The organism is Georgenia sp. AZ-5, from assembly GCF_043952095.1.
Classification (GTDB): Bacteria; Actinomycetota; Actinomycetes; order Actinomycetales; family Actinomycetaceae; genus Georgenia.
This window is the reverse complement of the sequence record NZ_JBINOU010000001.1, coordinates 1,889,268-1,902,024: the sequence shown is the minus strand read 5'-3', so window position 1 is coordinate 1,902,024 and position 12,757 is coordinate 1,889,268. Positions and strand designations below refer to the sequence as shown.

Below are 12,757 nucleotides of genomic sequence, written 5' to 3'. Positions count from 1 at the left end.
TTCGTCGGAGGGTCCGCGTTGTCAACCGACCGGCACAGCCTCGCGCCCCCCACCCACATCCCGGCGGCGACCCCGACCGGCCGGCCGTAACGCGGCGATAACGCCCTCCGGCTACCTTCCCAGGTGCGCGCCTCCCTGCGGCGACCCCCTCGACGACGGCGGTGCCGGATGACATGCCGGAAGAACGTCTCGCAGCTGACCCGCGGCGAGAAGGCCCGGCTCGTCCAGGCGTTCCTGGACCTCAAGGCCTCGGCACCCAGCAGGATCCCGGCGGCCCAGGCGGCGGTGGTCGCCGGCGGCGGCACCCCGAACCGGTACGACGACTACGTCTGGCTGCACAACACCGTCGGCCTCGGCGCGCACCGCGGCCCGGCGTTCGGGCCCTGGCACCGGGAGTTCCTCCACCAGCTCGAGCTCGACCTGCAGCAGGTCAGCGGCGACGCCGAGCTGACGATCCCGTACTGGGACTGGACCACCGACCGCGACGCCGCCTCCCCCGGCTGGCCCTTCACCACCGACCTCATGGGCGGGTTCGGCAACGCCGGCCCCGGTCCCACCACCGGGTACGTCACCACGGGGCCGTTCGGCAGTCCCGCGTCGTGGCGGATGAACATCAGGCGGCGGGGCGACGCCGACCTCACGCTCAAGCGCTCCCGCGGCGTCCCGACGCCGGCCCAGCTGCCCTCGCGCGAGGAGGCGCTCTTCGGCCTGGGGGTCGGCGTCCCGGCCGGCGGCCCGTGGCCCGGTGTGTACGACGGCCCGCCGTGGAACGACGCCTCCACGCCGCTGACGGACGCGCAGGTCCTCGCCTCGTTCCGCAAGTACCTCGAGCGCATCCTCCACGACGGCGTCCACGTGTGGATCGGCGACGCCTGGGAGCTCGACCCGCAGGGCCGGCCGCGCGACGGCGGCCACATGACGTTCCCGGCGACGGCGGTGAACGACCCGGTCTTCTGGCTGCACCACTGCAACGTCGACCGGCTCTGGGCGATCTGGCAGCGCAGGACCACCACGCCCGAGCACCGGCCGCAGGCCGCCGGGACGGCGGACCCCGGGCACAACGGGGACGACCCCATGGTCAACCTCGCCACGCCGTCCTGGTTCGCGGCCGTGCTGCACCGGCGGCCGAACGACGTCCAGGACCACCAGCGGCTCGGCCGGTACCGGACCGACCTGCCCGGCATCACGCTGGCCAGCCCGGCGGTCCCGTTCGGCGAGGTGCCGGAGCGGAGCGCCGCGCAGATGCCGGTGGCGTTCTCGGTGCGGACGTGCCAGCCGGTGACGTTCCGGCTCACCGGTGTCACCGGCGACGGCTTCGCCCCCGGCGACCCGGACGTCGTGACCGTGGAGCACGACCCCGTCTCGGAGATCGTGGCGGCGCTCGTGCCCGTGGCGTACGAGGCGCGCGGGCCCGTCGGGATGCCGCAGACGGGGACGGCCACGATCGCCGCCTCGATCGTCGACACCGACGGCTACGACGCCCCGGGCGGCCCGGGCGCGCCGCTCACGGTGGGGACGTGGGCCGTCGAGCTCACGGCGACCACCGTCGCGGGCCGCGCCGGGCAGGCGCCGCCCGTCGCGCCGTTCCGTGACGCAATCCCGGCGGGCGCCCGGCCCCAGCCCGGCACCGGCCCGGAGCCGGACGCGCGGAGCCTGGCCGGCGCCGCCGGTCCGGTGCCCGGCGGCGGGCGGCAGCACGGCCCCGCCGGCGGACAGGGAAGCCCCGTCGGCGGGCGGGGAGGCCTCGACGCGGTGGCCGCCGCCGGCGGCGGCCACCACGACGCGCACGGCGAGGAGGCGCGGGGCATGGGCGGGGCGGACGACGGGCACGGCACCCACGAGGGGCACGAGCCGCATGGCGTCCACGACCACGACGCGATGGCGTTCACGATGTTTCACCTGACCCCGGCGGGCGAGGTCGTCGAGGTGCGGCCCGACGAGATCGAGCGCGACACGAGCGGCTACGACGACGGCGCCGACCCCGGGACGGCGCCGCCGGTGGGCCCGGACCCGGCCGAAGAGCCGCCCGGCTTGGCCTAGCGCTTCTTCTTCGGCGGCAGCGTCGCGGCGTGGGTGGCCGCCCGCTCGAGCAGCGCCCGCGCGTCGCCCTCTTCCGGCACGGAGACGTAGCCTCCCATCGGGCGATCCGGGGGGCCGAAGTCGCCGGCCCCGCGGCGCCGGAGGTCTGCCAGCTCGTCCTCGGGCAGCTTGACCCCGATGTCCGAGCCGAGGAGGCCGGCGAACATGTTGCCGCCGATGAACGCGCCGAGGTTGCCGAACATGGGCCTCACCTCGACGCGCGGGTCGTCGGGGAGGAGCGCGCGGAATCGTGCCTTGTCCTCCTCGCTCGGCCTCGGCACCTGCATCGTGACCTCCCTGGGCCGCATCATCCCCCTCCCCCCGGGGTTCGGGAAGCGCCCGCGCGCACCCGACGCCGCGACCGTCGGCACCTGACCCCGCGACCGCCGTCGCCGGCACGCCGCCCACAGCCGACGCTCCGGTGCATCGCCCCAGGCCAGGCGCGCCACGCCGGCCTCGCGACGTCCGGCCGCATCAGCGCCTAGGTTGGGAACCGAGGGCCGCCGTTAAACCGGCCCGCCGCCGAGCACCGGAGGTAATCGATGAGTCTTGACCGCCCGCTTGCCCAGGACCCCTACGAGAAGCTGCCCGCCGTCCCCTCCTTCACGCTGACCTCCACGGACATCGCGGGCGGCCGCCCCATGCCGGCGCTGCACAGCCGTGACGGCGGCAACGTCTCGCCGCAGCTGTCCTGGTCGGGCTTCCCCCAGAGAACCCGCGGGTTCATGGTGTCCTGCTTCGACGCCGACGCCCCCACGCCGTCGGGCTGGTGGCACTGGACGGTGGTGGACCTGGGCGCCGACATCACGGAGCTCGAGCAGGGCGCCGGGCAGTCGGACCTCATGCTCCCCGGCGCGGCCTTCCACCTGCGCAACGACGACGGCGAGCACGCCTACACCGGCGCGTACCCCCCGCGCGGGGACCGCGAGCACCGCTACTACTTCGCCGTGCACGCGCTGGACACCGAGACCCTCGAGCTGGACGAGGACACCATGCCCGGGCTGGCCCACGGCGCGGCGCGGGCGCACACCCTCGCCCGCGCGGTCCTGGTGACCACGTTCAAGAGCTGACACGGGACAACGGATGGAGACGCCCTCGAGCGCGCAACCCGTCCCCCCGGCGGCGGTGCCCGGCGAGCCGGGCGCCGTCGCCTTCGGCGCCCTGCGGTGGACGCCGGCGCTGGGCCGCCCGGACCTGCTCGCCGAGCCGGTCCGGGCGGCGCTCGCCGCCCTCGCCGAGCGTGCCCCGGACGCGGCCGCGCGGGTGCTGGTCGCCGCGATCGAGCCCGGCCTCGCCGACACGGCCGCGATGACGGAGGCCTACCGCCTGCCGCTGGAGGCGTCCGCCAACTGCGTGCTGGTGGCCGGCAAGCGCGGCGGGGAGGAGCGGGTGGCCGCCTGCGTCGTGCGCGCCACCACCCGCGCCGACGTCAACGGGGCCGTCCGGCGCCTGCTGGACGTGCGCAAGGCCTCGTTCTGGCCGATGGAGCAGGCCGTGGCGGCCTCGGGCATGGAGTACGGCGGCATCACCCCGGTGGGCGTCCCGGCGGGCTGGCGGCTGCTGCTCGACGGCCGCGTCACCGCGGGCCCGGCGATCGTCGGCTCCGGCAGGCGCTCGTCCAAGCTGCTCCTGCCCGGCGAGGTGCTGGCCGCGCTCCCCGGCGCCGAGGTCGTGGAGGCCCTGGGCCTCGAGGTGCCGACCGCCTGACGAGGGCCACCGGCCGGCGGCGCACAGCGGCGGGCCGGCCACCCGCGAATCCGTCGACCGGCGCGGGCGACGGCGCTAGGTTGTCGCCATGAGCGCGGCGACGACGTCCAGCTTCCTGCGGCTCCTCCACGAGCAGGTGGGCCACGAGTTCGACGCCCATCAGCAGTACATCGCCATCGCGGTGTGGTTCGACAGGCACGACCTGCCGCAGGTGGCGCGCCACTACTACCGGCAGGCCGTGGAGGAGCGCAACCACGCGATGATGATCGTGCAGTACATGCTCGACCGGAACCTGCCGGTGGAGATCCCGCCGGGCTCCCCCGTGCGCAACGACTTCACCGAGCCCACCCAGCCGATCGCGCTCGCGCTCCAGCAGGAGAAGCAGGTGACGGCGCAGATCGAGGCGATCTTCCAGGCGGCGCGCGCGGAGAGCGACCCGCTCGGCGAGCAGTTCATGCTGTGGTTCCTCAAGGAGCAGGTTGAGGAGGTCGCGGCCGCGACCACGCTGCTGACCGTGGCGGAACGCGCCGGGGCGAACCTGTTCGACCTGGAGAACTACGTCGCCCGCGAGCGCATCGGCGACAGCGGGGAGTCGGCGGACGCTCCCGCCGCGGCGGGCGGGGCGCTGTAACGGTCCGGTCGCGTCGCGTCCCGGGTGCGCGGCAAGGGGCCGGTCGCACCATGGTGCGCCGCGAAGGGCGCGGCCGGGGTCCGTGGGAGCATGGACGCCTGTGTTCCACGTGATCTTCTACGAGCCCCGCATCCCCCCGAACACCGGGAACGCCATCCGGATGACGGCGTGCACCGGCACCACCCTGCATCTGGTGGAGCCGCTGGGCTTCGACCTGTCGGACGCGCACCTGCGCCGCGCCGGGCTGGACTACCACGACCTGGCCGACGTCCACGTGCACCGCGACCTCGACGCGGCCCTGGCCGCGGTGGCCCCGGGCCGGGTCTACGCGTTCACCGGTCACGCCAGCCGCAGCTTTGCCGACGTCGCGTACGAGCCGGGCGACGCGCTCCTCTTCGGGCCGGAGCCCACCGGCCTGCCGGCCGAGATCCTCGCCGACGGCCGCCTGACCGACCGCCTCCGCATCCCCATGGTGCCCGGCATCCGGTCGCTCAACCTGTCCAACTCCGCCGCCATCGCCGTCTACGAGGCCTGGCGGCAGCACGGGTACCCCGGCGCCGTGTGAGCGCGGGTGTCGCCGGAGGTCACGCGGCGCGTGCGGGAAGAGCCACGGGAGCCGGGTCGTTGAGCCACCATGGCGACGTCGCGGTCGATCGTGCGGGTCTACCTGGTGCTGCTGCTGGGGAACACGCTGGCCGCGTCGCTGATCTGGGGCATCAACACGATCTTCCTGCTCGACGCCGGGCTGACCAACCTCGAGGCCTTCGCCGCCAACGCGTTCTACACCGCCGGCATGGTCCTGTTCGAGGTGCCGACCGGGGTGGTCGCGGACACCGTGGGACGCCGCTCCTCCTACCTGCTCGGCACGGTGACGCTCGCCGTCTCCACCCTCCTGTACGTCCTGCTCTGGTACGCCGACGCCGCGTTCTGGCTCTGGGCGGTCGTCTCGGTGCTCATCGGGCTCGGGTTCACGTTCTTCTCCGGCGCGGTGGAGGCGTGGCTGGTGGACGCGCTGGAGGCGGTCGGCTTCACCGGTGACCTGGAGGCCGTCTTCGGCCGCGGTCAGGTGATTTCCGGGGCCGCGATGCTGCTCGGCTCGGTCGGCGGGGGCGTGCTCGCCCAGGCGACCGACCTCGGCGTCCCGTACGTGCTGCGCGGCGTCATCCTCGTGGCGATGTTCCTGGTGGCGTACCTGGTCATGCGCGACCTGGGCTTCACCCCGCGGCGCGGCGCGTCGGCGACCGAGGAGGTCCGCCGCATCCTGCGGGCGTCCGTCGACCACGGCTGGCGCCGCCCCGCGGTCCGGTGGCTCATGCTCGAGGCGCTGGTCACCGGCGGCGTCGGGATCTACGTGTTCTACGCGCTGCAGCCCTACCTGCTCGAGCTCTACGGCGACCCCTCGGCATACTCGATCGCCGGGCTCGTGGCCGCGATCGTGGCCGGCTCCCAGATGCTCGGCGGGCTCGCCGCGCCGCGGCTGCGACGCCTCTTCCGCCGGCGGACCTCCGCCCTCCTGGTGGCCGCGTCGGCCAGCGCGGCGGCGCTCGCGCTCATCGGCACGGTGGCGGAGTTCTGGGTGGTCATGGTGGTCATCGTCGTGTGGGGCCTGCTCTACGCCGCCGCCGAGCCGGTCCGCCAGGCCTACCTCAACGGCATGATCCCCTCGCAGCAACGGGCGACGATCCTCTCGTTCGACTCGCTCAACACCTCCGCCGGCGGGGTGTGGGCGCAGCCCCTGCTCGGCCGGACCGCCGATGTGTGGGGGTACGCGCCGTCGTTCGTCGTCAGCGCCGGCATCACCGTCCTGGGCCTGCCGTTCCTCCTGCTCAGCCGGCGCGAGCGCTCGCCGGCCGACCTCCGCGTGACCGAGCGCCCCGCCGTCGGCGACTGACCGCTGACGGTGGCTACCACCTCGCACCCGCCGCCTCGGGGCCGCGCAGCGCGGTGCAGCTGTCAGTCCCACCACAGCCACCATCCCTCCCGGTCGCGCGCCCACGGCGGCCGGGAGCGGTGGATCTCGTCCGGCGAGCCGCCGTCCCCCTCGAGCTCCAGGACGTCCTCCACGAGGGCCCACAGCTCCTGGCACCGGCAGCCGGGGGCGTGGTTGGGGCTCACCGCGAGGTCGGCGAAGGCGTACACCACCAGGCCCTCGGCGCTGACGCGCTCGTCGGCGCGCTGCGGGCCGATGCCGTAGCCGTGCACCTCGACCGTGCCCGGGTGCCGCGCCGCCGCCCACAGCATCGAGCCCAGCGTCGGCGCGGCGTTCTGCCGGTCCACCAGCTGCGCCGGCGGCAGCCGCTCCAGCAGCTCCAGGGCGGCGGCGCCGTCGAGCCCCGCGAAGGCCACGTGATCCCGGCCCGGCCGGCCGTCGGCGCCCACCGCCGCCCCCACGCCCGGGTAGGCCCACGGCACGTGCCCGCGGGCGGTGAAGGGCGCGAGCACCTCCCACACGCCGGCACGCACGCTCCAACCGCGGGGCCCGTACAGCTCCCCCGCCGCCTCGGCCCGTCCGGCCTCGCCCGTGCTCCGATCCATCGTCCGCCCCCCTCCGCGCCGCCGGAGGCGGCTCCTCGGCAGCAGCGTGCGCGACGGCGGAGCGGCGCGGCGGCGCAGCGACCCGTCGCTGTGGACACGAGGGCACGGGCCCCCTTGTGGAGCCCCGCCCGCCCGGCGGGCGTCCCTCGACGGCGCGTCGCGCGCCCCGTCAGCTCCACCCGCGCGTGGTGGCCGCACGTCGCGCCGCTCATCCGTGGCCGCGGCCGGCTCACCAAGCTAGCGTGCCCGCCATGGCGGTCGCGCCCACCGCGGGGTGGGAGGACTTCTTCGTCGCCATGGCGGGGGGCTCGGCCGCGCTCGCCGGGCTGGTGATGGTCGCGATCTCGGTCAACATCAAGGCGATCCTGTCCTTCCCCTCCCTGCCGGCGCGGGCCGGTGCGGCCGTCGGCTCGCTCGTGCTGGTCGTGGTGGTCTCCGGCGTCGCCCTGATCCCGGAGCAACCCGCCGCGCTGCTCGGGGCGGAGGTCTTGGCGTGCGCGGCGGTCGCGACGCTGCTCCACGTCGTCTACCTGCGCCAGTCCGCCCGGCTCACGGAGGTCGCCCTGCTCGGGCGGATCCTGCGGGTCCCGCTCGTCCTGCTGCAGCTCGTGCCGCTGCTGGTGGGCGCGGCCGTCCTGCTGGCGGGGTCCGGGGCCGGGCTGGCGTGGGTCGCCGGCGGTGTCGTCCTCACCATCATCGGCTCCATGCTCGACGCCTGGGTGCTGATGGTGGAGATCCTGCGATGAGTCCGCTCCCGCGGTGGGTCGGCCGGCTGAACCGGCGCGCGCTGAACCGGGTGATGCGGCCGCTCGCGGCGCGGCTGCCGGGCTTCGCCGTGGTGGTGCACCGCGGGCGGCGGACCGGCCGGGAGTACGCCGTCCCGGTGAACATCTTCCGCGACGGGGCCCGGTACCGGATCGCCCTGACCTACGGGCGCGAGACGGACTGGGTGCGCAACGTCCTCGCCGCGGGCGGGTGCATAGTCGTGGTGCGCGGGCGGCGGGTGGAGCTCTGCGCTCCGCGCCTGGTCCGTGACCCCACCCGCGCGTGGGCGCCGCCGGTGGTGCGTCAGCTGCTCGGCGTCGCGCGCGTCCCCGACTCCCTCGTCCTCGACGTCCGCCCGCCGGGCGGCGCCTGCCCGGCGGGCGGGCCGGCGGCGGCTTAGGCGCGGGTCGCCCAGAACGCGACGGCGGACGCGGCGGCCACGTTCAGCGAGTCCACGCCGCCGGCCATGGGAATGCGCACGACCACGTCCGCCGCCTCGATGGTGCGGCGCGCCAGCCCGTCGCCCTCGGTGCCGAGCACCAGCGCGACCCGCGAGTCCGGCCCGGTCACCGCCGGGGAGGCGGCGAACTCCTCCAGGGTGACCGAGTCGTCGCTGAGCGCGAGGGCGGCGACGGTGTAGCCCGCGTCGCGCAGCTTGTCCACCCCGCCGGGCCACGTCGTCAGGCGGGTCCAGGGCACCTGGAACACCGTGCCCATCGACACCCGCACCGACCGCCGGTAGAGCGGGTCCGCGCACCGCGGCGTGACCAGAACGGCGTCCACCCCGAGCCCGGCGGCGCTGCGGAACATGGCACCGACGTTGGTGTGGTCGACGATGTCCTCCAGGATGGCGACGCGCCGGGCGCCCCGGCCGCCGCGCGCGCTCTCGAGCAGCTCGCGGACGCCGGCGAGCGGCGGGCGGTGCATCGCCGCGAGCGCCCCGCGGTGCAGGTGGAACCCGGTGATCGCGCGGAGCACCGGCTCCTCGGCCACGAACACCGGGACGTCCGCGCCGCCCGCCGCCGCGGCGACGACCGGCTCCATGGAGGTGAGCCACTTCTCGGCCATGAGGAACGACCGCGGCCGGTGGCCCGCCTCCACGGCCCGGCGGATGACGTTCGAGCTCTCGGCGACGTACAGGCCCTTGGCCGGCTCGTGCTTCGAGCGCAGGGCGACGTCGGTGAGGTGGGTGTAGTCGCCCAGGCGGTCGTCGTCGGGATCGGTGATGCGGATGAGCGGCACCGGGCCATTCTCCCCCGGCCCTCAGGCGCCCCCGGTCACCGCTGAGGCGAACTGCGACTCGTACAGGTGGGCGTAGGGCCCGTGCGCGGCGAGCAGCTCGGTGTGCGTGCCCTTCTCGACGATCCGCCCGCGCTCCATCACGAGGATCACGTCGGCGTCGCGGATCGTGGAGAGCCGGTGCGCGATGACGAAGCTCGTCCGGCCCTTGCGCAGCTCGGCCATGGCGTGCTGGACGAGCAGCTCGGTGCGCGTGTCCACCGAGCTGGTCGCCTCGTCGAGGATGAGGATCTGCGGGTCGGACAGGAACGCCCGGGCGATCGTGACCAGCTGCTTCTCGCCGCTGGAGACGCCGCCGCCCTCGTCGTCGATCACCGTGCCGTAGCCCTCGGGCAGTGACCTGACGAAGCGGTCGACGCTCGTCGCGCGGGCGGCCGCGCGCACTTCCTCCTCGGTGGCGCCCGCCCGGCCGAAGGCGATGTTCTCGGCGATCGTGCCGCGGAACAGCCAGGTGTCCTGCAGCACCATCCCGATCTGGTCGCGCAGGTCCTGCCGCGTCATCTCCCGGGTGTCGACGCCGTCGAGCAGGATGCGCCCGCCGTCGATCTCGTAGAACCGCAGGATCAGGTTGACCAGCGTGGTCTTCCCCGCACCGGTGGGGCCGACGACGGCGACCGTCTGGCCGGGCTCGACCACCAGGTCCAGGTCCTCGATGAGCGGGGTGTCCGGCTCGTAGCGGAAGCTCACGCCGGTGAGCTCCACGCGGCCACGCACAGCGGCCGGGCGGGCGCCGGGCTCCGGGTCGGGCGCCTCCTCCGCGGCGTCCATGAGCTCGAAGATGCGCTCGGCGGACGCGACGCCGGACTGTACGAGGTTGGCCATCGAGGCGAGATGGCCGAGCGGCTGGCTGAACTGGCGCGAGTACTGGATGAACGCCTGCACCTCGCCGAGGGTGAGCGCCCCGGACGCCACGCGCAGGCCGCCGACGACGGCGACGAGCACGTAGTTGAGGTTCGAGACGAAGGTCATCGCCGGCATGATCGTGCCGGAGATGAACTGCGACCGGAAGCTCGCCCGGTGCAGCCGCTCGTTCTCCTCGGAGAAGGCGCGGGCGAAGGCCTCCTCGGCGTTGAACGCGGTGACCACCTCGTGGCCGGTGAACGCCTCCTCCACCAGCCCGCCCAGGTCCCCGGTGGACTTCCACTGCGCCACGAACTGCGGCTGGGACCGCTTGGCGATGACCATGGTCATCACCGCCGAGAGCGGGACGGTGACCAGCGCGATGAGCGCGAGCTGCCACGACAGCCAGAACATCATGGCCAGCACGCCCACCACGGTGAGCACGCTCGTGACCATCTGGGACAGCGTCTGCTGCAGGCTCTGCGTGACGTTGTCGATGTCGTTCGTGACCCGGGAGAGCACGTCGCCGCGGGCCTGGCGGTCCAGGTGCGCGAGGGACAGCCGGTCCACCTTCGCCTGGGCGGCCGTGCGCAGCCGCGCACCGGTCCGCTGGACGACGTGGGCGAGGATCCGCCCCTGCAGCCACAGGAACAGGGCGGAGAGCACGTAGATGGCCAGCACGGCCAGGACCGTGCGACCCAGCGCCTCGAAGTCGATGCCCTGGCCGGGCACGAGGTCCATGCCGGAGACCATGTCGGCGAGCTGGCCCTCGCCGCGTGCCCGCAGGCCGGCCACGGCCTGCTCCTGGGTGACGCCCTCGGGCAGCGTCCGCCCGACGACCCCGTTGAAGATGATGTTGGTGGCGTCGCCGAGCACCTTGGGACCCAGCACGGACAGCGCGACGGAGGCGGCCCCCAGCACGAGGACGAGGGCGAGCCACGTGCGCTCGGCCCGGAGCGTGCGCAGCAGCCGGCGCAGGGAGGCGCCGAAGTGCATCGACCTCGCGGCCGGCGCCATGCCCGGCCGGCCGTGGAGGCCGGGGCCGCTCATGCCGCCTCCTCCGCGCTGAGCTGGGACAGGACGATCTCCTGGTAGGTCGGGCTCGACCCCATCAGCTCCTGGTGCGTCCCGGCCGCGACGACGGTGCCGCCGTCGAGCACGACGATCTGGGCGGCGTCGCGGATGGTCGCCACGCGCTGGGCGACGACGAGCACCGCGGCACCGCCCGTCGCGGCGGGCAGCGCCGCGCGGAGGCGGGCGTCGGTGGCGTAGTCGAGGGCCGAGAAGGAGTCGTCGAACAGTACACGTCGGCCCGGCGCAGCAGCGCCCGAGCGATGGCCAGGCGCTGGCGCTGCCCGCCGGAGAAGTTGGCGCCCCCCTGCTCCACCGGGGCGGCGAGCCCCTCGGGCAGGTCCTCGACGAAGTCGCGGGCCTGCGCCGCCTCCAGCGCCGCCCACAGCTCCGCGTCGGTCGCGTCCGAGCGGCCGTGACGCAGGGTGGAGGCGATCGTGCCGGAGAACAGGTAGGCCTTCTGCGGGACGACGGCGATGTGCTCGCGCAGCTCGGCCGGGTCCAGGCGGCGCACGTCCACGCCGCCGAGCCGCACCGCTCCGCCGGTGACGTCCACCAGGCGCGGGACGAGGTTGACCAGCGTGGTCTTGCCGGAGCCGGTGGTGCCGACGACGGCCGTCGTCCGGCCCGGCTCCAGCCGCAGGTGGACGTCGCGCAGCACCGGGGCGTCCGCGCCGGGATAGCCGAAGGTGGCGCCGTCGAGCTCGACGACGAGCCCGCGCGCCGTGGCCACGTCGTCGGACGCCGCCGCCCGCCCGGGGCGGGCCGGCGCCGCGAGCCGGACCGGCTCGGCGGGGGCGACGATGGCGGGCTCGGTGGCCAGCACCTCGTCGATGCGCTCGGCCGAGACCTCCGCCCGCGGCACCATCATGAACATCATGACCGCCATGAGGACGGACATGAGGATCTGCATGAGGTAGTTCAGGAAGGCGACCAGGGCGCCGACCGGCATCTCGCCGCTGTCGATCCGGCCGGCGGCGAACCAGACGACGGCGACCGAGGACACGTTGATGATGAGCATGACGGCGGGAAAGAGCACCGCCATCAGCTTGCCGACGGCCAGCGCGGTGTGCGTCAGCGCGGCGTTGGCGCCGGCGAACCGCTCGCGCGCGTCGGCCTGACGGTTGAACGCGCGGATCACCCGGACCCCGGCCACCTGCTCCCGCATGAGCTGGTTGATCCGGTCGATCCGTTCCTGCATCTGCCGGAACAGCGGGCGCATCTTCCGCACCGCGACGCCCATGACGGCCAGCAGCACCGGCAGGATCACCAGCAGCAGCGCGGACAGCCCCACGTCCTGGCGCAGGGCCATCACCACGCCGCCCACCATCATGATGGGCGCCATCGCCATGATGGTGAACGTCATCAGCGTGACCATCTGGACCTGCTGGACGTCGTTGGTGGTGCGGGTGATGAGCGAGGGCGCCCCGAAGCGGCCCACCTCCGCCACGGAGAAGCGCTGCACCCGGTCGAAGGTCGCCGCTCGCAGGTCGCGCCCGACGCCCATCGCCGTACGGGCGCCGAGATAGACGGCGGCGATCGTGCAGACGATCTGGACGCCGGTGATCGCGAGCATGACCGCGCCGGTGCGCATGATGTACGCGGTGTCGCCGCGGACGACGCCGTTGTCGATGATGTCGGCGTTGAGCGTCGGCAGGGACAGCGCGGCGAGGGCCTGGACCACCTGCAGGACCGCGACGGCGGCGACGTCGCGGCGGTAGGGGCGCAGGAACCGCCGGAGCACCTTGAGCAGCATGGGCCCTCTTCGTGAGTCGCGCCGCGCCGGCCGCGGCCCAGCTCACACTATGCGCCCGTCCCGGGCGGGCCGCG

Annotated in this window: 12 protein-coding genes and 1 pseudogene; 8 read left to right on the top strand and 5 right to left on the bottom strand. The window is 74.6% G+C overall.

The genetic code is table 11. The features are described 5' to 3' along the window. The first annotated feature begins 168 nt into the window (after positions 1–168). The gene (locus ACF0H8_RS09015; protein ID WP_395288608.1) at positions 169–2,040 is read left to right on the top strand and encodes a tyrosinase family protein; all 1,872 of its coding nucleotides are present in this window, start codon (positions 169–171) and stop codon (positions 2,038–2,040) included. On the opposite strand, the gene ACF0H8_RS09010 is transcribed toward ACF0H8_RS09015, so the two are convergent. Continuing rightward, the gene (locus tag ACF0H8_RS09010) at positions 2,037–2,366 is read right to left on the bottom strand and encodes a TfoX/Sxy family protein (protein WP_395288607.1); all 330 of its coding nucleotides are present in this window, start codon (positions 2,364–2,366) and stop codon (positions 2,037–2,039) included. The genes ACF0H8_RS09015 and ACF0H8_RS09010 overlap by 4 nt on opposite strands. 255 nt (positions 2,367–2,621) lie before the next feature. On the opposite strand from ACF0H8_RS09010, the gene ACF0H8_RS09005 reads away from it, so the two are divergent. The 5 genes from ACF0H8_RS09005 to ACF0H8_RS08985 all read left to right on the top strand — a co-directional run bounded on the left by ACF0H8_RS09005 (position 2,622) and on the right by ACF0H8_RS08985 (position 6,308). Beyond that, positions 2,622–3,149 (top strand): YbhB/YbcL family Raf kinase inhibitor-like protein, encoded by a 528-nt coding sequence (locus ACF0H8_RS09005; RefSeq protein ID WP_395288606.1) that lies wholly within the window; start codon positions 2,622–2,624, stop codon positions 3,147–3,149. 13 nt (positions 3,150–3,162) lie between these two features. Then, positions 3,163–3,786, top strand: coding sequence for a YbaK/EbsC family protein (locus tag ACF0H8_RS09000; RefSeq protein WP_395288605.1), 624 nt, complete (start codon positions 3,163–3,165; stop codon positions 3,784–3,786). An 88-nt stretch (positions 3,787–3,874) separates the two neighbouring features. After that, positions 3,875–4,417 (top strand): ferritin, encoded by a 543-nt coding sequence (locus ACF0H8_RS08995; RefSeq protein ID WP_395288604.1) that lies wholly within the window; start codon positions 3,875–3,877, stop codon positions 4,415–4,417. Between the two features lie 100 nt (positions 4,418–4,517). After that, positions 4,518–4,982, top strand: a complete 465-nt coding sequence (locus tag ACF0H8_RS08990) for a tRNA (cytidine(34)-2'-O)-methyltransferase (RefSeq protein ID WP_395288603.1) — start codon at positions 4,518–4,520, stop codon at positions 4,980–4,982. Between the two features lie 69 nt (positions 4,983–5,051). Next, the gene (locus ACF0H8_RS08985; RefSeq protein WP_395288602.1) at positions 5,052–6,308 is read left to right on the top strand and encodes an MFS transporter; all 1,257 of its coding nucleotides are present in this window, start codon (positions 5,052–5,054) and stop codon (positions 6,306–6,308) included. A gap of 62 nt (positions 6,309–6,370) precedes the next feature. Here ACF0H8_RS08985 and ACF0H8_RS08980 read toward each other — a convergent pair whose 3' ends face one another. Continuing rightward, the gene (locus ACF0H8_RS08980; RefSeq protein ID WP_395288601.1) at positions 6,371–6,952 is read right to left on the bottom strand and encodes a hypothetical protein; all 582 of its coding nucleotides are present in this window, start codon (positions 6,950–6,952) and stop codon (positions 6,371–6,373) included. Positions 6,953–7,203: 251 nt separating this feature from the next. On the opposite strand from ACF0H8_RS08980, the gene ACF0H8_RS08975 reads away from it, so the two are divergent. Both ACF0H8_RS08975 and ACF0H8_RS08970 read left to right on the top strand, forming a co-directional pair. Next, a complete protein-coding gene (locus tag ACF0H8_RS08975; protein ID WP_395288600.1) occupies positions 7,204–7,698 on the top strand; it encodes a hypothetical protein in 495 nt (164 codons plus the stop codon). Then, positions 7,695–8,117 carry a nitroreductase family deazaflavin-dependent oxidoreductase gene (locus tag ACF0H8_RS08970; protein WP_395288599.1) on the top strand — a complete coding sequence of 141 codons (423 nt, stop codon included), beginning with the start codon at positions 7,695–7,697 and terminating at the stop codon, positions 8,115–8,117. The genes ACF0H8_RS08975 and ACF0H8_RS08970 overlap by 4 nt, the downstream gene beginning before the upstream one ends. On the opposite strand, the gene ACF0H8_RS08965 is transcribed toward ACF0H8_RS08970, so the two are convergent. The 3 genes and pseudogenes from ACF0H8_RS08965 to ACF0H8_RS08955 all read right to left on the bottom strand — a co-directional run bounded on the left by ACF0H8_RS08965 (position 8,114) and on the right by ACF0H8_RS08955 (position 12,683). Beyond that, a complete protein-coding gene (locus tag ACF0H8_RS08965) occupies positions 8,114–8,959 on the bottom strand; it encodes a TrmH family RNA methyltransferase (RefSeq protein ID WP_395288598.1) in 846 nt (281 codons plus the stop codon). The genes ACF0H8_RS08970 and ACF0H8_RS08965 overlap by 4 nt on opposite strands. Positions 8,960–8,980: 21 nt before the next feature. Then, positions 8,981–10,906 carry an ABC transporter ATP-binding protein gene (locus ACF0H8_RS08960; RefSeq protein ID WP_395288597.1) on the bottom strand — a complete coding sequence of 642 codons (1,926 nt, stop codon included), beginning with the start codon at positions 10,904–10,906 and terminating at the stop codon, positions 8,981–8,983. Further along, positions 10,903–12,683, bottom strand: a pseudogene (locus ACF0H8_RS08955) (ABC transporter ATP-binding protein). Before ACF0H8_RS08955 ends, ACF0H8_RS08960 begins: the two are co-directional and overlap by 4 nt. Positions 12,684–12,757 lie beyond the last annotated feature (74 nt).